We start from the raw sequence: 18,567 nt of genomic DNA, 5'->3' as shown, positions 1-18,567 counted from the left end.
TTTACTATTGTAGCTAGTAAAACGATTTAACAACATTTTTAGATTGAATTTTATATTTTTTTTCATAAGTTCGTACCTTTCAAAATTTAAGTTTTTAGATCCCTTATATGGAACAGCAACAAACTAAAACTAATTACCCCGCACTTTACACGCTCATTATTGTGTTTTTCTTTTGGGGGTTTATTGCAGCTGGAAATAGCGTATTTATACCATTCTGCAAGAATTATTTTCACTTGGATCAATTTCAATCGCAATTAATTGACTTTGCTTTCTACACCGCATATTACATTGGTGCATTGCTCTTATTTATCTTTAGTTCAATTGGTGGAAATGACCTTGTTGGAAAATGGGGTTACAAAAAAAGTATCGTTTACGGTCTATTGTTTTCTGCGCTGGGCGCGGCGGCGATGATCATAGCCGTTGAGGTAAATCTGTATGTTGGCATGTTGTTGGGTCTATTTGTGGTCGCACTTGGATTTTCACTACAGCAAACGGCAGCCAATCCTTTCGCCGTCTTATTGGGCGATCCGAAGACCGGGGCGTCCCGTGTCAACCTTGGTGGTGGTGTCAATTCCTTTGGAACAACGATAGGGCCTTTAGTTATTGGTTTCTCCCTTTTTGGAACATTTGAACCTATATCCGATTCTGAAATTGCCAATCTACCATTAAATAAAGTAGTATACCTATACGTGGGCGTTGGTTTATTATTTCTTTTAGCTGCGACATTGTTCAACTTTAGCAAAAAAGTGCCAGCTGGAATTAGTAATGAACCGATGGAAAAAGCCAATAAGGCACTCCGTACGCTGATCATCATGACAGTGTTATTATTTGGTATGTTTACGCCTGTATTCTTAAGTTACAAGAGCGATCTTGCATTACATATCGAACAATTGCACCAACAAGTATCAGCGCTGACTGACCAAGTTCAGATTGATCAATTAAAATTGCATATTAAAGAAGTTGCCAAACCACTGGAAACGCAACGGATGATGTGGTTGGCAGGAGCATTGATCGTTATCATCGGCGGCTTACTTTTCTCTAACCGAAGCGCGAAAAAGAATCCCGAAGGTTGGGGAGCAATGAAATATCCGCAGTTGGCCTTAGGAATGCTCGCATTGTTTATCTACGTGGGTATTGAGGTAGCTATCGGTAGTAATCTAGGAGAATTGCTTACCTTAAAAGAATTTGGCAGTCTACAGTCTTCTCAAATAACACCTTATGTATCCATGTATTGGGGAAGTATGATGATTGGCCGCTGGGCAGGAGCGATTACAGCGTTCAACCTGAGCAAATCCACCAAAAACGGACTTCTAATCATAGTCCCTTTAATTGCTTTCTCCATTATCATCGGAGTGAATACACTCGCTGGTTTCGAGATGTCGCATTTATATTATTACGTGATCTGTATCATTTTGCAAATCGTTGCTTTTTATCTAAGTAAAGAAAAACCAGCACGTACTTTAATTATTTTTGGCCTATTCGGAATTATTGCCATGTTAATCGGGCTTTTCTCTTCTGGTACAATCGCGATTTATGCTTTCTTATCAGGAGGACTTGCTTGTTCAATTATGTGGTCATCTATCTTCAGTCTTTCTATCGTTGGCCTTGGTAAATATACAGCACAAGGCTCTGCGTTCCTGGTTATGATGATTCTTGGCGGCGGTATTCTTCCCCCTATCCAAGGAAAATTAGCGGATATCATTGGGATACATAATTCCTACATTTTACCGTTAGTTGGATTCTGTTATATTGTTTTCTTTGCTGTATTTGTAAAAGGAATTTTAACCAAACAAGGAATCAATATTGATGAAATCGAAGCTGAAGGAGGGCATTAAAAGCTTCAACTAATTGTAAATAGTACACTATTTAAACAATTTTATTACACGACTTAAAAACTGGCTTAACAATACTGTTAAGCCAGTTTTTTTATATTATGAATGAATTCGTGAAATTTATTTTTTCAAAAATGCATGGATAAATTATGATATTTAAAATTAAAAAATGTATTTTCGGGGAATTGATTAATGAATTGATTACTCATTTTATAACGATAAACACAATTAAAACTACTCAATAATGATAATCATTGCTGACGGGGGATCAACAAAAACAAACTGGTGTTTGTTAGATGATTCAAATAAAAAAATCTACTTCAATACAGAAGGGTATAACCCTTATTTTGTTGACAGTGAATACATCGTAAACTCCCTAAAAAAAGGATTACCGCAGGATTTACCTTTTGAAAAAATCGCGGAAGTAAATTATTATGGTGCTGGTGTCCATAATAGGGAAAAAGCCCAAATCGTAGTTGATGCCTTAAAACATGTATTTACTACAGCAAAAGTGGAAGTAGGACATGATCTACTTGCTGCTGCAAGAGCATTATTAGGTTCTCAAGCTGGATTTGCAGCCATTTTGGGTACAGGAACAAATTCCTGTCTCTATGATGGTAAAGAAATTACTTTAAATATTGACTCTGGAGCTTATATTTTAGGTGATGAAGGATCGGGTAGTTACATCGGTAAAAAGTTACTTGCGGATTATGTACGTAATTTAATGCCAAAAGATGTCAAAGAAGTGTTTTGGAACACTTACAAAATGACAAAAGATGAAATCATGGATGCGGTTTATACCAAACCAATGCCTAACCGTTTCTGTGCAAGTTTCAGTAAATTCGTGTACGACAACAATGTGAACATTGAGTACACGCGCAATATTGTAGATGAAGCATTTGAAGCTTTCTTCAGAAATTTAGTTAGCAAATACCCTAATTATCAAAGTTATACTTTCAATTGTATCGGCTCAGTCGGTTACAATTTTAGGAATGTATTAGCTGAAAAAGCAGAGCAGTATGGTATGAAAGTAGGTAAAATCTTACGTTCGCCAATCGATGACCTTGTTCAGTTTCACATCGATAGAGCAGCAGCAGCGACTGCTAAATAGCAAATAAATACGCGTTAACAGATTAAGAAAAGGTGTCAAATCAACAGATTAGACACCTTTTTTAGCTAAATAAAGCCCAATATTAAATTCTAATAAACTTATTTATACAGTTTTACAGAATATTTTAACGATTTAATAACAGGAATTTCACCGGCATCAAATAAAATTACCTTTTTTTTGTAAAAAGAATATTTATAGTTTATTCCGATGAAAAGAAGCCTTGATATACTTGTACTCTCAGACATACACTTAGGTACATACGGAAGTAGAGCCAAAGAACTTTTACTTTACCTGGAATCCGTCGCACCCAAGATATTGATCCTTAATGGCGATATCGTCGATATTTGGCAGTTTAAGAAAAGCTACTTTCCGCAAGATCATCTAAAGGTCATCAAGAAGATCATCGATATGAGCTCAACTGGCACCGAAGTCCACTACATTACCGGTAATCATGATGAAATGTTGCGCAAATTTACCGATCTCAAGCTTGGAAACATCAAACTGAGTAACAAATTGCTTCTTTCACTCAATAATCAAAAGGTTTGGATCTTTCATGGTGATGTTTTCGATGCATCGATCCATCATTCAAAATGGCTTGCTAAACTTGGCGGATGGGGTTATGATAAGTTGATACAGCTCAACAATGTCATTAATTATTGCCTGGATAAGATGGGCAAAGAGAAATACTCCCTCTCAAAAAAAATAAAAAATTCTGTTAAAAAAGCTGTCAAATACATTTCAGACTTTGAACATACGGCAACGGAATTAGCTATTGAAAAAAACTATGATTTCGTCATATGTGGGCACATTCATCAACCTCAAATAAAAGAAGTTATTAACCGAAAAGGAACATGTACCTATATGAATTCTGGCGATTGGATCGAAAATCTAAGCAGCTTAGAATATAAAAATGGAGAATGGAAACTGTTTTATTTCGAAGAAAATAAAGAGCAGATCCTAAAAAATAAAATTATTGATACCCCCCTTTTCAGCTTAGAAGACCTAAAGAAAATCGTTATATCATCGTAGAACTTACAGATCTTAACGGATCAAAAAAAGCCGAGCGAGCTCGGCTTTTTTGTCTTTTACAACGTTATTGTTTCCCCTATTTTCGGAAGAGACAATGAAATATCTTCGTTCTGGAATTTGTCCAAGGCCTTCTGTTTGTCAATTTGAATTAGCGGAAATGAATCGTAATGAATTCCCACTACACGTGTACAATTAATAAACTCTGCCGCTTTTATCGCATCATCGACATCCATTGTATAGTATCCACCAATAGGTAAAAAAGCCCAATCTAATTTCAGGTCAGCCAACAACTTCATTTCCATCGTCAATGCAGTATCGCCGGCAAAATAGATCTTTTTCCCCTGTACATTAAAGACAAATCCAACCGGAAACCCACCATATTGGCCATCAGGCGTACTATTCGTATGTGCAGCATAAACCATCTTGACAGTGCCAAAAGGCAGCTGTATGGTACCACCGAGATTGAACTCAACCACCTTATCGTCAGGCACCCCTTGTCTTCTGACCCATGCCGCTGTTTCTACAATGGCCAGTACCGTAGCATCACTATTCTTTTGGATGGTAGCCATATCTGCGACATGATCCTGATGTCCGTGGCTTAAAAAGATGTAATCGGGCTTAATCGCGTTAACATCAATTGCTTTCGCCAGAGGATTATAAGTTATGAATGGATCCAATAAAACCTTCGTTCCATCAAAATCAAACTCAACACAAGATTGACCGTAATACGTTGCTTTCATGATCATATTGTTATTGATTAAATAGTCCGCCTAGGCCACCTAACATATCTTTACTAGCCGCCTGCATTTCAGCTTGACTGATATTCTCTGCTTGGACTATTGCTTTATTCAACGCAACGACCAACAGTTCCTCTAATTCTTCTTTGTCTGCATTGGACAAAAAGACAGGGTCTATCGTAATCTCTTTGATCTCCTTATTGGCAGTTGCCACCACCCGGATCAAACCACCCTCAGCCTCACCGGATACCGAAATTGTATCTAGTCTTTTCTTAATTTCCTCTGCCTTTTGCTGTGCCTGAAATAATTTGTCAAACATATCTATCACATTTATTTGATGCCAATTTACAAAAATCCTCCAATACCTACTATTGCTAATTTAATTTCGCTAATGCTACCCTTTTTGTATTTTTGCAGCATGCAAAGCAATCAAGAAAAATTAGTTGCCCATTTTTTGGAACAGCTGAATCTAAATAACAGTACTGTCTCAGCAGAAACACACGCTAAGTTAACAGCACAGCAATCGGCAATCGTTAGCATCGAAGACGTCATTGCTTATATCAATACACTAGGCCAAGAATTAAATAGTGACGAAAATATTAATGAGCTTATTGAAAAAATAGAAGATGAAACCGACATCTTGATTCACAAGCTCAAATTTATAACAGCCAGCGACAGACCCAAAGTACTGGTGTTAGATCAAATTGATCCACTAAAGATCAACGAATCGGCTTATCTACAGGAATCTATCAAAATCGCAGGTGGAATCCCTACGATAGTTGCTAACGAAGCGGATAAAATCATCTTAATTGACAGTGACCAAAATGTATTTTCCCGTGTCCCGCTTTTATTAAATGATTCAGCAATTGCTCAATCCAAAGCGATTGAACTCGATCAGCTGTTTATTATAACAAAACCTAATTTTGCCACTATTCCAGGATACGATTATCTAATTGAATTGGAATCTCTGGCCGAGATCCTGCAACCGAAATATTTTGTCTATGGTCACGAAGGAAAGGACTGGCTGCAATTTCAATTGAAATAGTTTATCCACTAAAACAATGAGTAGGAGTAAAAACAAAAAGCATCTTTACGTAAAGATGCTTTTTGTTTTTACTCCTAAATAACTAGTTATACCTTCTTCGCAATACCTCATATAATTTTTCAACTGTATGGGGTTTATCCGCCCATCTGTTCTTAACCGCATAATTGGTTTGCAAAAATGCATCAGCTTCGGCATAACTATTAAATCTGTTCAATAACTCTACCGCTTCGCTATACGCTAAACTATAACCATTAAATAGGTCTTTAATAAATAAAAGTTTATCATTCAAACTTATTCCGGTTTTGATGTCAGTCAGTTTATCCGAACTTCCGGATTGACTGACTTGATAAACCCGGCTCTGCACCCCAGCTTGTTTTTGCTGCGAGATAATCTCATTTAACGTCAATGGCCTCGATGGGGCCTCCTCCGCCATGGTATTGACTTCCTCCTGAGTAAGGTTGTCCTGAACTTCTTCAATGACGACCTGTTTTGGTTCCTCTATAATCTCCTTAACAACTGTAGGTTCTTCATCCACCAAGTCTATCGTGGGTTCATCTATCTCATACTGTTTTTCTTCCCTATTTTCGGCAATAACTTCACTCGTCACGTCGTTCGTTTCATCTGCTATTGCAGGCGAATAAGAAGCTGCTGCCAATTCATTGCTCTCTTGTACTTCCTGCTTTACTTCAACAGCATCTTCGTTTAATTTTGTAGGTTCATCATTCTCTACATCACTTTTCGCAAGACTTTTAGATTCAGAAAAGCTCTGGCTAGACGCACGTATAGACGAAGGCGGTGTAAAATAATCGTTAAATGCTATTTTTTTACTCTCCAGCGCAGATTCTTTCAAGGTATTGTGAGCTTGTCCATCTTTCAATACAGCATCTGTTTTGAGTAAAGTAATGTAAGCTGCAACAGATTGTGCTTTAGCTTCCAGGCTCAGCAGATGGCCTATCTCTGCCTCACCATTCTTCTCTGACAAAGTCAAATATTGCGCATTCAAATCCTGTAATAAATCTCCTACCCTATTAAAAATTTCCTCTTTAGTACTCATAATTCTAGTTGAAATCGCCCGTTAATCGTTTATAATACCTATACACTCCTTACCTTAAAAAGTGAAAAATTCAATCCTTTGATTTATAATTATTTGGATTTTTACCCACTTTTTTGCTACTCAAATTTAATATTTAATTTCGATATTAGCATTGTCAAAAACAGAATATAGTAGAAGGTTTATTTACAAATAATACCTTATTTGTTGACCATTCGAAAAAATAATTTAATCAGATGCTTTTTTCCGAACATAATCTAACATTGAGACCAGCTCGATATGGAAGTATTGAGGTTATCTGTGGATCAATGTTCTCAGGCAAAACCGAAGAGTTGATACGAAGGCTAAAACGGGCACAATATGCAAGGCTAAACGTTGAAATATTCAAACCTTCTGTCGATAAACGATACGACGAAAAGTTGGTCGTTTCCCACGACAGTAATAGCATTCCATCCACTCCGGTTGAAAATTCATCGGCTATACTGCTTTTGAGTTCGGCCACCCAGGTTGTTGGAATAGATGAGGCACAATTTTTTGATGACGGATTGTCAGAGGTATGTGTCAAATTGGCAAACAATGGTATTCGTGTGATTATTGCTGGACTGGATATGGATTATAAAGGACAACCTTTTGGGCCTATTCCAAGTCTGATGGCTATAGCCGAACATGTTACAAAAGTGCATGCAGTCTGCATGCAATGCGGCGCTCCAGCGAATTATTCGTACCGTCTGATAGCAGATACGCAAACCGTGCTACTCGGTGAAAAGGAAGCTTATGAACCCCGCTGTAGGCAATGTTATTATCAGCTAGATCGGCAAAACGATTAGGAAGCGTTCCGCTCTCGCCAACAATATCATTTCAATTTTTAATTGATAGATGACATATGCATCATCAGTAAAAGCATTACGGGCTAAATATCGGATCCATATCACTATTATATAACATTTCTGATAAAAATCACTGCCAAATAGCCACGTTATCAAATTGGCATAAGATTTGAAATATATGTATAAATAAGAAGACAAACGCTTTCAAAGGCGATAAGATACTTTTCATAATTTAGGTTTATAATTGGTTAGTTTGCACCTCCTTGCCCATCAAGGAGGTGTTTTTTATGCCATAAAAAACGCCGCTCGTTTTTCAAAGAGCAGCGTTCATGTTATATAACTTAATTCAATTTTAAGGTTGCACGCGGTATTTTATCACTTTTCGGCCAATGTTACCTGTCTGATCCATTCCCTCTACAATCACTTTATAATTACCATTTCCATCCGCATTATAGAATTGGACTGCCGCCTCCCCTGTTTCGGTTACCGTTACTTTTGGATTCCAATAAATCGTAGTCCGCAGATCATTTACCGATTTTTGCTCTGGCGTATCGTATTTTGGTGTGTAGAATTTACGTTCTTTGACATAGCCCAAAGGGAACATATCGATCACATTCGATTTGGGTAACAGTTTCTCAATTTCACTTAAGGCCATCCGAGGTTTCTTAGCCTCCACTTTCTTCGTATAGATAGAGACTACACCATTGTTCTGATACATTCTTGATACTGTTCCCAGTTCGTCACGAAGGAAGATTTCGATCCCCTCAATATCCGCGACGTTGATACTATTCAATCCTGGTTCATCAATGGCCATACCATTTAGGAAAAACTGAACCGGAGTACGTCCACCCGCATTATAGTCACGCGACACATAATATTTCAATGTTTGAGGATCATATGTTATCCCCGTTAAAACTGTCTGCAGACACATGGTCAACACATTACACCCTGTCAGGCGCTCCGGCTCAATGCGATGTTCAGGCATCGATAAACCCGAAATAGATGGAAAATCTTTGTTTGTAATTACCTTTTTTTGCACTCCTGTCACCTCGACTTCATCCAATAAGATAGATTTTCGGTACTCTTTACGACTATTATCCAAATAGGGTGCAAATGCCTGGTCTATATTAGGGACAAAATAGCTTTTATAACCGTTATTCTTGTCGATTTCGGGATAATAACTTTGGTCCATATTGATGACCAAACTACGGTAATTATCATTCGACCGCGCATTTACCGTAACTTTGGATGAATCAGGAAAAACAAGGTCTTTAAATGTAAAACGACCATTTTGATCCGTGTATACATCCTTTTTGATATTCCGGGAAGGTACAGAAAGCAACAAACCACCATTTGGATAAGGACGGCCTGTATTCATCCGTAAAATCCCGGATAGCTCGATCCCTTGTTCAGGAAGGAAATTGACCTGCGGTAGCTTTTCAGCGATCAATGCGGAATAATCAAAACGGCGATATCCTTGTGTCATTAATAATGCATCCAGTGCTTTTTCACGGTTTGGATTTTTATCATCAAAATAAGCGTTCGGATTTTCGACATTCCCTTTCAGCTCTGAGGTCAATAAAAAATTGCTTACAATTGATAGGTCGGCCTGATCGTTATAAGGAACTTTGGATTCATCAATCACAGAGACAGAATAATTACCGGGATATTTCTGCCCATTATTATCAACTGAAAGCTTCAAATTGACCAGATCCTTCGCCTTATAACTTTGCTTATCGCTTGCGACTTGAATATTAAGTAATTTCTCACTTTGGACAAATGCCAGGCGTTCACTTACTGGTTTGCCATCTGGGGTCATTAAAGTGACCTGGACAATACCGTTTGGTAAGCGGTCTTTTGGAATATTGACCAGGGCAGATGAAGATTTTAAATTCACCTGTGCACCAAAACAAAGATGGCCATTGGACTGCACCAATACATAGTAAGATTGCGCTTTGTTGTTCGAAAAATTTTCTTCGCTGGTTACTACAGCAAACTCAGCATTTGCAGTGTCCTGTTTGACGAAAACAATATTCGCTTTATCATTAACCACGGCAGGAAGTTTATATTTACGTTCTTGCCCGTTGGCAAATTTGATGACTGCCTGATAATTTTCTCCAACGAGAGGCAATAAGGAGAAATACCCCATACCCAATCCGAAATCTTCAAATTCCGCAACAGACTTTCCTTTTGCATCCAGAATCGAACCTTTTACTGTCAGGCCCTTACCGTCGGATCCAACAGCTTTAAAAGCGACCTTTTTGGCAAGTCCGGCAATTAGATCACCACCTTCAGGGAAAAATTGTACATCAGCATCCCACAAGGCATTTTTGAGCAGGAAAGAACTGGACAACGGTTTCTCATTTTTATTTTCCTGGATACTGACCTTTAATTGCCCTTTTTCCAAATCAGCCTTCTCTTTTGCCGATAAGTTGATCGTCACTTTCCCCATGGCATCTGTCTCACCTTTACCTTTATCGACAGTTTCCCATCCAGCAACAAATTCCCAGTTGATTTTTGAATTAATCATGGGTTTCCCTGTACGGTCCCTGAACTGTATGACAGCCTGACTTTTATTACCATTAAGATTATTCTGAAACTCTATATGAGTGGTCAATTTTTTATTGATCACATCACCTATTGGAACAATTTTATTGAAAAAGTAAGATGCATCAAAGTTTGACATCCATTTTGTATAGGCTCTAAAGCGGTAATTATCCTGTGTCATGAACTGTGGATCAAGGACCATCTGTCCATTTCCAACACCTTTATCCAATGGAATCCGAAAGGTCTGAATAAGCGAATCACGGCTATTCAAAACTTCCACATAGGCTATTTTGCTCGGCTCGTATTCTGGAAGATTACGTGATAAATAGGAAGAAAACCATAATGTATCGCCTACAGCATAATAAGGTTTATCAAAGTGCAGATGTACTTTTTCCGTTGGGTAACCTTGAAAATATTTTTGAACCCGTTCTACGATCGTATTAATAGGTAATGTAGGTGCAGTCTGTGCATAAGTCGACCCGATTCCTAAAATGCCTATCGATAAAGTCAATAGTTTTATGTGCTTCATTGAAAGTCTTAGAATTAAAAAAGAATAGCTAAATATATTCAATTTTAAGCAAAGACCAATCCTACTAGGGTATTTTTAACATTTATTATACCATTATGCCTTTATTATACAACCTGCTAAAGTAAAGGCGCCAGCAAACGGCAGATCGAATCGACTCCTCGTTTCCATCGACTTCTTTGCATCCATTTACGGATTGTAATGAGATCTGAAGCTTCAATATCGGCAAGAAAATGATCATGCAAACGTTCACATAACGCTTTGTCTGATACGATCCCAGTTATTTCAAAATTGATGTAAAAGCTTCTGATATCCAGATTAGTTGTACCTATATAGGCGAGTTTACCGTCAATGCAAATAGTTTTGGCATGAAGAAATCCCTTGGTATAGAGGTATACGTTTACGCCCCTTTCAAGTAGCGGCTTGATAAAAGAAAAGGAAGCATGTTGTACAAAAAAAGAATCAGATTGCGCCGGTAACATCAGGTCAACCCGAACACCCGAAGATACGGCCAGCATCAACGCCGTGGTCAGTTGGTCACTTGGAATAAAATAAGGTGTGCACAATTCCACATATTCCTTGGCTTCATTGATTCCAGCGATGATCGCCTCCATATTGAATGGAGCCGGAGACCCCGGGTCACTAGCGGTAAATCCCACACCACTTGCATCTTTATCAGTGATCGGAAATCTGTTTAAATAACCTTTGCTCAGTTCAAATGGTTCCCCATCTGTTTGATTCCAGCTATTCCAAAATTGAATTTGTAATGTATTTACGGCTGCTCCGATAACCATCATTGCTGTATCTCGCCAATAGATATCATTTTTTCCGTTATTAATGTACCGGTCTGAAATATTGATTCCACCTACAAAACCTACTTTTCCATCAATGACAACAATTTTTCTGTGATTTCGGTAATTGCTATTCGCCAATGATGTAAAAGTAACGGGAAGAAAGGCCTCAAATCGAAAATCTGGTCTATGTCTACGCAGGTATTTAATCACATCAGGAGCTCCAAAACTATCCAGTATCAAACGTACCGTCACCCCCGATTTTGCCTTTTCTTCCAAAATTTGCAATATTTCACGTCCGATCTCATCCAATTCCCAGATATAGTACTCCATATGGATGGAATGATTTGCGCTTTTCAACTGCTGAATCAATGTCGGAAACTTTTCTTCGCCATTTATAAACAAAGTCACCTCATTATTCAGGGAAAATGTAGATATTTTTTGATTTTTGAGATAGCGATAGACCATGGCCAAACTACCGATACGATCATTTAGTGTATCAATATTTTCCTCCATAATTTCAGATTCTTTACGCCAGGCATCCAATAATTTTTTTGACTGCTCCCGATACATACGTTTCATCCTTTTGACCTTCTTGAATTTTTGGCCAAAGAAATAATAGATAAGTAATCCGATTACGGGTAGAAAAACAATAACCATAATCCAGGCGATCGTTTTGGCGGGGTTACGGTTTTCAATCAAGATTGTTCCGATTACACCAATATATAAGATAAGTAAAGGAATCCAGTAATATTGTAACGCAATTTGTAAAATATGATGAAGTACCTCCATATAATGTGCTAAGTTTAACACCAAATATAATACTTAGCGCTGACAAATTGTTTGCGCTTAAGCGCAGTTTATCGCGCCATCAATATGGATAAGAGGACTTAAATAGGGGATATTTAAATTCGCCCCCCGAAGTATAAACCAGATTCCTAGCAATAGGTATAACAAAGGCATCCATTTTGAAAAGCCAATTTTGAAAAATTTGGAGAAATTTCCAAAAAAAGAAAACAAAAACAACAGTGGAATTGTCCCCAGTCCGAAACACAGCATAAATAAAAAACTCTGTTGTGGACTGTCTGCATTCATTGCAGAAATTAAAGCCATATACACCATACCACAAGGTAATAATCCGTTCAATATACCAGCAAAAAAGCTCCCGCCTGGCCGATACAGCCATCTCGACAAAAATCCGGCAAGAGGTTGAACAGCACGGGTCTGCAAGCGAATGACTGCACGATTGTTTTTCCCTATAAGTTGGAACAGTGCAATCAATACCAATAGTATTCCCGTAATCCAGCTCAATGTACGTTGCCAACCCTGAATTTGAGCAATTGTACCTATGGTCCCCAATAGAAAACCAAGACTACCATAGGTCAAGATCCGACCGAATTGGTAGAGGATCTTATTCAGAAAAGTACGCCAGGCCAGTTCTTGTCTACCCTCGATAGCAAAGATTAAAGGGCCACACATGACCGCACAATGTATGCTTCCAAATAAACCCATATAAAATGCAAAGTAGGTATAACTCATGCTCCAGGTTTAAAATAAAATATGCTCTTCAAATAAAAAGTCCTTACCTGCACTTCTCCAATCGATATACAGATTCCACATTCCCTTATCGAATGTCGAAATCGGCAACATCAACAGCTTATCCATTGTCTGGAATGGCAGCTCTCTATCTAATTTGTTATCCGAAGGCTTACGGAATAATAGTTTCCCCTTGTTAATTTTCGAGACAAAATGTATATAAAGAGTATCTTTTCTGATCTCAACAGTCGGCATTTCTTTCATGGTCAGTACATTCTGTTTTTTTTCGTAAGCTTGATCGTAATTTAAACCCTGTTCATAATAATCGTCTTCTTCCAAGCTGTCCGAATCGTGAGTGACCATATAAAATCCGGCTGCAACGATGCAAAACATAAACACTGCCAAACTCAAAAAAATTTTTGTACCCCAATTCATTTTTTTATTTGTTAATTCATTCCAGGAGGAGCAATGAAAGTAGTTTTTAAACTTTCCACTTTTTTGTCCCCAGAATAGATAGATAATTTGATATTACTTTTATACGTTTCGACATCTTTATTCGCCATAATTAAAAAAAAGCTTAGAGTAGCATGCCCATCTTTGCTGAGCTTCTGAATAGGATTGACCAATTGGATCCTGAGTCGCGGGTCTTCGCATACCAATTTAAAAGGCATTTCTTTTCCAGATTTGTTAACTAATTCCAACGCGTAAAGATTGCTTATTGTCTTATCGTCCCGAAGCTGATAGGTGCTTCCTTTTGCGCGTAATAATCGGCCATCAACCTCAGAGCGATTGAACAGCAGGAAAGCAAATACCGACATCAACAGCACTAAGACAATTGAGTAAGCGATAGCCCGTATATTACTTTTCTTCTCGAGCGTGCCTTCAATTTCCCCCATGGAATAAAAACCGATCAGCTTTTTGGGTTTTCCGATTTTTCCCATGACAGCATCACAAGCGTCAATACATGCAGTGCAACTCACACATTCCAGTTGTAGACCTTTTCGGATATCAATTCCTGTCGGACATACATGAACGCAAAGCTTGCAGTCAACACAGTCCCCGTGTGACACTGTGGTATTTTTCTGCTGTTTTCCTCTTGGCTCACCACGTCTATGATCGTATGCCACTGTGAGACTTTGATCATCCAGCAGCACACCTTGCAATCTCCCATAGGGGCAAATCGCGATGCATACAATCTCCCTGACATAAGCAAATACAGCATAAAAAACCAACGTGAATAAAATGATTGAAATAAGGCCGCCGATATGTTGATCCAATGGGTCGGTAATGATTTTAATCAAAGCATCCGAACCGATGATATAAGACAAAAAGATATTCGAGATCAAAAATGAAATGATCAAAAATATGCTATGTTTCAATACTTTTTTTAACTGTTTCTGATCCGTGTCAGGAACATCATTGCGTTTTTTCTGTTGCTGCCAATCTCCTTCAATCCAATACTCAATCCTCCTAAAAATCAGTTCGAGAAAAATCGTCTGGGGACAGGTCCATCCACACCAGACACGTCCAAATACGACCGTAAACAGTACCACGCAGACCATCACGATCAACATTCCAAAAACGAATATATAGAGATCCTGTGGGTAAAAAAGGTTCCCCAGAATAGAAAACTTCCGTTCAATGACATTGAACATTAAGAATGGTTCGCCGTTTACCTTGATAAAAGGCGCGACAAATAAGAACAGTAGTAGCGTATAACCAACCCACTGCCTTTTTTTATAAAGTGCTCCCTGCGGTTTTTTGGCATAGATCCACTGTCTTTTTTTTGACTTAGGTCTACCATTATTGGCGTTATTAACTACTACTGTACTCATTTCGATATTGATTTATTGTTCCGCTTTCTTCTCTACTTCAGCTCCATCATTTACTTTTGTTGCATCTTTAGCATTTCCATAGATTACTTCTTCCCCTTGTGGTTCCTTTGGATTCGCCGGATGCGTATCCCTTAAGGTGACAATATAACTTGCCACTTGCGCTATTTGAGCGGGACTTAAGGTCTGCTCCCAAGGCACCATTCCTTTGTCCGGTACACCATACTTGATCGTTTTGAAAAGATCCTTAATTTCGCCGCCGTGCAACCAAAATTTGTCCGTTAAGTTAGGTCCAATACCCCCCTCTCCATTTCCACCATGACAGGCTACACAGTTTGCCGCGAATATAGCTTTTCCCTCAACAGCCATGTCTGGCTCAAATTCCACCGTATTTTCGTCGACATTGCTGGCAGACGCAGCCAAATACGCTTGTCTTTCCTTTTCTGCGACAACCATTTCATGTACATATTCTTGGTCTTGATTCATACCGATCCCAGAAACCTGGTAGATGAATAGGTACACCAGTCCAAAAAAGATTGTTCCATAGAACAAAAAGTTAAACCAGATTGGAATGGGGTTATCCAGTTCCCGGATGCCATCGTATTCGTGGTCGATAACAATATCTTTTTCTTCCGATATAGGCCTTATTCCCATGATCTTATTCCAAGATCGTTTCAACCATCCTTTTTTTGCCAGTTTCTTAAGTTCTTCTTCTTTGACCAAGTCAGGCATCGTAATCCTAATGATAGATTTCATCGCACGGTTAACCACCAGTGCCGAAGCAAGAAGAGCCAACATTACGACAATCAATACGATAATTAAGATATCTGTGTATAAATTATCCGTACCAAAACCCCAAGTAGATTGGACAAGCTCTACTGTAGTCGGTACAGTATCTAATAATAAACTCATATACTATATACTTTCAGGTGAATGATTCATTTCCTTTTCAGTTTCCTCTTCCTCCAAAGGCAGTTCCTTCATATAATTTACATAGTCCTTTTTCATGCGGAATAACATGATTGCGACCGAGATGAAGAAAATCAAGAATATCCAAAGTGACACAATAAGGTAAAGCTCACTTCCGTTCAAATTTGTAATTTGTTTAAACATTGCGTTACTGATTTATGTTAACATCCTCAACCACTTTCGGAGCTGCTTTTATATCCGTTCCCAATCGTTGTAAGTACGCAATTACCGCTATAATTTCCCGATCGGCCAATACGTTTACTTGATTCTGTTTCAGGTCATCCGCAATTTTTTGAGCCTGTTTGTGCAGATCCGGTTCTGCGTTCGCTATCGCCACATCCGTATAGGGAATTCCCAATTTTCTTAAAGCCTTCATTTTATCTTTCAGAATGGAGTTATCCAATTTCTGATCGATCAGCCAAGGGTAAGAAGGCATGATACTTCCGGGGGAGGTAATGGTGGGATCCAATAGGTGGTCAAAATGCCATTTATTCGGATATTTGGAACCGATACGGTGCAAATCAGGCCCAGTTCGTTTCGACCCCCATAAAAATGGCGTATCATATACAAATTCACCAGCTTTGCTATATTCACCATAACGGGCTGTTTCCGATCTAAACGGGCGGATTGTCTGTGTGTGGCAGTTGACACAGCCCTCTCTGACATAGAGATCACGTCCTTGCAGTTCCAGCGCTGTGTAGGGTTTTACACTTGCGATTGTCGGTACGTTTTTTGAAATGGTAAACGTCGGGACCATCTCAACCATACCACCGATGAGGATCGCGATTAGCGCCAAGACCATAAACAATATAGGCTTACGTTCAAGACGGCGATGCTGAGATTGTTCGTTGACCTGGACCGGTAATAAAGCTGGTGCTTCGGCAGGCTCGTTTGCCAGAAGTTTCCCTTGCTTCATCGTTTTAATTAGATTGAACGTCATCAAGAAGACACCTGATAAATAAAGTGCTCCACCCAAAGCCCGCATCATGTGCATTGGCAGAATCTCCAATGTTGTTGCCAAGAAGTTTGGGTATTTCAAAACGCCTTCAGGTGTAAACTCCTTCCACATCAAACCTTGCACTACTGCCGCCCAATACATTGGAATTGCATAGAATAAGATGCCTAATGTGCCGATCCAAAAGTGTGTGGATGCTAATTTTTTAGAATAAAGTTCAGTTTTATAAATACGTGGGATTAACCAGTAAAGAATACCGAATGTCATAAAACCATTCCACCCCAATGCTCCAACGTGTACGTGTGCAACGATCCAATCCGTAAAGTGTGCGATGGCATTCACTTGCTTCAAGGACAACATTGGACCTTCAAAAGTTGCCATACCGTAACAAGTCAGTGCGACGACCATAAACTTCAGCATGGGTTCCGTACGTACCTTATCCCAAGCCCCGCGCAGCGTCAACAGACCGTTTATCATACCACCCCAGCTCGGCGCAATCAGCATAATCGAAAATACCACTCCTAACGACTGTACCCAGCTTGGTAGCGCTGTATATAACAAGTGGTGAGGCCCGGCCCAGATATAGATAAAAATCAGAGACCAAAAGTGAAGAATACTTAATTTATAGGAATAAACCGGTCGATTAGCCATTTTCGGCAAAAAGTAGTACATCATTCCCAGGTAAGGAGTAGTCAAGAAAAATGCTACTGCATTATGACCATACCACCATTGTACAAGCGCATCCTGAACACCTTTATATACATAATAACTTTTCCATCCGGCCACAGGCAATTGAATGGAGTTAACAATATGTAATACGGCTACAGTAACGAATGTGGCTATATAGAACCAAACTGCGACGTACATATGACGTTCACGTCGTTTGATAATGGTACCAAACATATTGATACCAAATACAACCCAGATGAGGGTAATAGCAATATCAATCGGCCACTCCATCTCGGCATATTCATGGCTCGAAGTAAGCCCAAGCGGAAGTGTAATAGCCGAAGCGACAATGATCAATTGCCACCCCCAAAAATGAAGTTTACTTAAAGCGTCACTGAACATTCTCGCTTTAAGCACCCGTTGTAAGGAGTAATAGACTCCCATAAAAATACCGTTACCTACGAAGGCAAATATTACTGCGTTTGTATGTACGGGACGTACACGGCCAAACGTTGTAAACTGCAATCCGAAGTTCATTTGAGGCCAGACAAGCTGCGTTGCCACAAGCAATCCGATGGTCATACCAACTATCCCCCAAATAATGGTAGCGATTCCGAAATTTCTGACAATTTTATTGTCGTAATTAAATTGCTCTAACTGCATTACTTAAATTGTTGATTCTGAATCAAAAGTAAGCAGCATTTTATGACAATCTAATGATGTACAATGCGTACAAAAGTGATGTACGTCACTTTATTAAACAGGATCAATCCATATTTCAAAACCATTTGAGTATTGATTCCATGGCAGTTAAATTAACAAAAACAGCTCGCAATAGTTTATGCTATAAATATTAAGAATAAAAGTGATGTCGATCACTTTCGTAAATGGGATGGGTACGTTCCCTTTGAGATCAAGCAATAGCTAATTAGACTTTTTCATCCAGATTGGTTACCGGAAATCATCTAACAAACAAGAGGCATTACGTAAATGCTATGCATCCTAATCGCGCTATTATGGTATAGGAAATGATTATCCTTTGAAGCGCTAATAATAAAATTGGGGATATCCAAACGCAAGAAGCCCTTGACTGTTTCCAGCAAGGGCTTC

Annotated in this window: 16 protein-coding genes; 5 read left to right on the top strand and 11 right to left on the bottom strand. The window is 38.8% G+C overall.

Annotated elements, in window-relative coordinates; genetic code table 11:
• Positions 1 to 107 precede the first annotated feature (107 nt).
• The 3 genes from HPC41_RS16005 to HPC41_RS15995 all read left to right on the top strand — a co-directional run bounded on the left by HPC41_RS16005 (position 108) and on the right by HPC41_RS15995 (position 3,972).
• Positions 108 to 1,835 carry an MFS transporter gene (locus HPC41_RS16005; protein ID WP_172395016.1) on the top strand — a complete coding sequence of 576 codons (1,728 nt, stop codon included), beginning with the start codon at positions 108 to 110 and terminating at the stop codon, positions 1,833 to 1,835.
• Positions 1,836 to 2,076: 241 nt separating this feature from the next.
• Entirely contained in the window at positions 2,077 to 2,943 is an 867-nt protein-coding gene (locus tag HPC41_RS16000; RefSeq protein WP_172395015.1) for an N-acetylglucosamine kinase, read from the top strand.
• Positions 2,944 to 3,150: 207 nt separating this feature from the next.
• The gene (locus tag HPC41_RS15995; RefSeq protein WP_172395014.1) at positions 3,151 to 3,972 is read left to right on the top strand and encodes a UDP-2,3-diacylglucosamine diphosphatase; all 822 of its coding nucleotides are present in this window, start codon (positions 3,151 to 3,153) and stop codon (positions 3,970 to 3,972) included.
• 56 nt (positions 3,973 to 4,028) lie between these two features.
• Here the strand turns inward: HPC41_RS15995 and HPC41_RS15990 are convergent, their stop codons facing one another.
• Positions 4,029 to 4,712 (bottom strand): metal-dependent hydrolase, encoded by a 684-nt coding sequence (locus HPC41_RS15990; RefSeq protein WP_172395013.1) that lies wholly within the window; start codon positions 4,710 to 4,712, stop codon positions 4,029 to 4,031.
• A 10-nt stretch (positions 4,713 to 4,722) separates the two neighbouring features.
• On the bottom strand, positions 4,723 to 5,028 hold the full coding sequence (locus HPC41_RS15985; RefSeq protein WP_104380803.1) for a YbaB/EbfC family nucleoid-associated protein: 306 nt from the start codon (positions 5,026 to 5,028) through the stop codon (positions 4,723 to 4,725).
• A 99-nt stretch (positions 5,029 to 5,127) separates the two neighbouring features.
• Here HPC41_RS15985 and HPC41_RS15980 point away from each other — a divergent pair, with 99 nt between their 5' ends.
• A complete protein-coding gene (locus HPC41_RS15980) occupies positions 5,128 to 5,754 on the top strand; it encodes a substrate-binding domain-containing protein (RefSeq protein WP_172395012.1) in 627 nt (208 codons plus the stop codon).
• Positions 5,755 to 5,836: 82 nt separating this feature from the next.
• On the opposite strand, the gene HPC41_RS15975 is transcribed toward HPC41_RS15980, so the two are convergent.
• The gene (locus HPC41_RS15975) at positions 5,837 to 6,808 is read right to left on the bottom strand and encodes a hypothetical protein (RefSeq protein WP_172395011.1); all 972 of its coding nucleotides are present in this window, start codon (positions 6,806 to 6,808) and stop codon (positions 5,837 to 5,839) included.
• A 233-nt stretch (positions 6,809 to 7,041) separates the two neighbouring features.
• Between HPC41_RS15975 and HPC41_RS15970 the strand changes: the two genes are divergently transcribed.
• Positions 7,042 to 7,632 carry a thymidine kinase gene (locus HPC41_RS15970; RefSeq protein WP_172395010.1) on the top strand — a complete coding sequence of 197 codons (591 nt, stop codon included), beginning with the start codon at positions 7,042 to 7,044 and terminating at the stop codon, positions 7,630 to 7,632.
• 352 nt (positions 7,633 to 7,984) lie between these two features.
• Here the strand turns inward: HPC41_RS15970 and HPC41_RS15965 are convergent, their stop codons facing one another.
• From HPC41_RS15965 to ccoN, 8 genes are all read right to left on the bottom strand, one after another.
• Positions 7,985 to 10,708 carry a carboxypeptidase regulatory-like domain-containing protein gene (locus tag HPC41_RS15965; protein ID WP_216660801.1) on the bottom strand — a complete coding sequence of 908 codons (2,724 nt, stop codon included), beginning with the start codon at positions 10,706 to 10,708 and terminating at the stop codon, positions 7,985 to 7,987.
• 116 nt (positions 10,709 to 10,824) lie between these two features.
• On the bottom strand, positions 10,825 to 12,288 hold the full coding sequence (gene cls / locus HPC41_RS15960; RefSeq protein WP_172395009.1) for a cardiolipin synthase: 1,464 nt from the start codon (positions 12,286 to 12,288) through the stop codon (positions 10,825 to 10,827).
• Between the two features lie 57 nt (positions 12,289 to 12,345).
• The gene (locus HPC41_RS15955; RefSeq protein ID WP_172395008.1) at positions 12,346 to 13,035 is read right to left on the bottom strand and encodes a sulfite exporter TauE/SafE family protein; all 690 of its coding nucleotides are present in this window, start codon (positions 13,033 to 13,035) and stop codon (positions 12,346 to 12,348) included.
• 9 nt (positions 13,036 to 13,044) lie between these two features.
• On the bottom strand, positions 13,045 to 13,467 hold the full coding sequence (locus HPC41_RS15950; RefSeq protein WP_172395007.1) for a FixH family protein: 423 nt from the start codon (positions 13,465 to 13,467) through the stop codon (positions 13,045 to 13,047).
• A gap of 11 nt (positions 13,468 to 13,478) precedes the next feature.
• Positions 13,479 to 14,867, bottom strand: a complete 1,389-nt coding sequence (ccoG, locus tag HPC41_RS15945) for a cytochrome c oxidase accessory protein CcoG (protein ID WP_172395006.1) — start codon at positions 14,865 to 14,867, stop codon at positions 13,479 to 13,481.
• 12 nt (positions 14,868 to 14,879) lie between these two features.
• Positions 14,880 to 15,776 (bottom strand): cbb3-type cytochrome c oxidase N-terminal domain-containing protein, encoded by an 897-nt coding sequence (locus tag HPC41_RS15940; protein WP_172395005.1) that lies wholly within the window; start codon positions 15,774 to 15,776, stop codon positions 14,880 to 14,882.
• A gap of 3 nt (positions 15,777 to 15,779) precedes the next feature.
• Positions 15,780 to 15,977, bottom strand: a complete 198-nt coding sequence (locus HPC41_RS15935; RefSeq protein ID WP_172395004.1) for a hypothetical protein — start codon at positions 15,975 to 15,977, stop codon at positions 15,780 to 15,782.
• Positions 15,978 to 15,981: 4 nt separating this feature from the next.
• Positions 15,982 to 18,120, bottom strand: a complete 2,139-nt coding sequence (gene ccoN / locus HPC41_RS15930; protein ID WP_172395003.1) for a cytochrome-c oxidase, cbb3-type subunit I — start codon at positions 18,118 to 18,120, stop codon at positions 15,982 to 15,984.
• Positions 18,121 to 18,567: the final 447 nt, after the last annotated feature.

Origin of the sequence: Sphingobacterium prati (assembly GCF_013167215.1) — a bacterium.
GTDB lineage: Bacteria > Bacteroidota > Bacteroidia > Sphingobacteriales > Sphingobacteriaceae > Sphingobacterium > Sphingobacterium prati.
Note: the sequence above shows the minus strand (reverse complement) of the source record. Positions and strands in the feature narration are given on the sequence as shown.

Excerpts from the sequence above, each read along its gene's own strand:
- HPC41_RS16005 (WP_172395016.1), top strand. The coding sequence starts at position 108 with ATGGAACAGCAACAAACTAAAACTAATTACCCCGCACTTTACACGCTC.
- HPC41_RS16000 (WP_172395015.1), top strand. The coding sequence starts at position 2,077 with ATGATAATCATTGCTGACGGGGGATCAACAAAAACAAACTGGTGTTTG.
- HPC41_RS15995 (WP_172395014.1), top strand. The coding sequence starts at position 3,151 with ATGAAAAGAAGCCTTGATATACTTGTACTCTCAGACATACACTTAGGT.
- HPC41_RS15990 (WP_172395013.1), bottom strand. The coding sequence starts at position 4,712 with ATGAAAGCAACGTATTACGGTCAATCTTGTGTTGAGTTTGATTTTGAT.
- HPC41_RS15985 (WP_104380803.1), bottom strand. The coding sequence starts at position 5,028 with ATGTTTGACAAATTATTTCAGGCACAGCAAAAGGCAGAGGAAATTAAG.
- HPC41_RS15980 (WP_172395012.1), top strand. The coding sequence starts at position 5,128 with ATGCAAAGCAATCAAGAAAAATTAGTTGCCCATTTTTTGGAACAGCTG.
- HPC41_RS15975 (WP_172395011.1), bottom strand. The coding sequence starts at position 6,808 with ATGAGTACTAAAGAGGAAATTTTTAATAGGGTAGGAGATTTATTACAG.
- HPC41_RS15970 (WP_172395010.1), top strand. The coding sequence starts at position 7,042 with ATGCTTTTTTCCGAACATAATCTAACATTGAGACCAGCTCGATATGGA.
- HPC41_RS15965 (WP_216660801.1), bottom strand. The coding sequence starts at position 10,708 with ATGAAGCACATAAAACTATTGACTTTATCGATAGGCATTTTAGGAATC.
- cls (WP_172395009.1), bottom strand. The coding sequence starts at position 12,288 with ATGGAGGTACTTCATCATATTTTACAAATTGCGTTACAATATTACTGG.
- HPC41_RS15955 (WP_172395008.1), bottom strand. The coding sequence starts at position 13,035 with ATGAGTTATACCTACTTTGCATTTTATATGGGTTTATTTGGAAGCATA.
- HPC41_RS15950 (WP_172395007.1), bottom strand. The coding sequence starts at position 13,467 with ATGAATTGGGGTACAAAAATTTTTTTGAGTTTGGCAGTGTTTATGTTT.
- ccoG (WP_172395006.1), bottom strand. The coding sequence starts at position 14,867 with ATGAGTACAGTAGTAGTTAATAACGCCAATAATGGTAGACCTAAGTCA.
- HPC41_RS15940 (WP_172395005.1), bottom strand. The coding sequence starts at position 15,776 with ATGAGTTTATTATTAGATACTGTACCGACTACAGTAGAGCTTGTCCAA.
- HPC41_RS15935 (WP_172395004.1), bottom strand. The coding sequence starts at position 15,977 with ATGTTTAAACAAATTACAAATTTGAACGGAAGTGAGCTTTACCTTATT.
- ccoN (WP_172395003.1), bottom strand. The coding sequence starts at position 18,120 with ATGCAGTTAGAGCAATTTAATTACGACAATAAAATTGTCAGAAATTTC.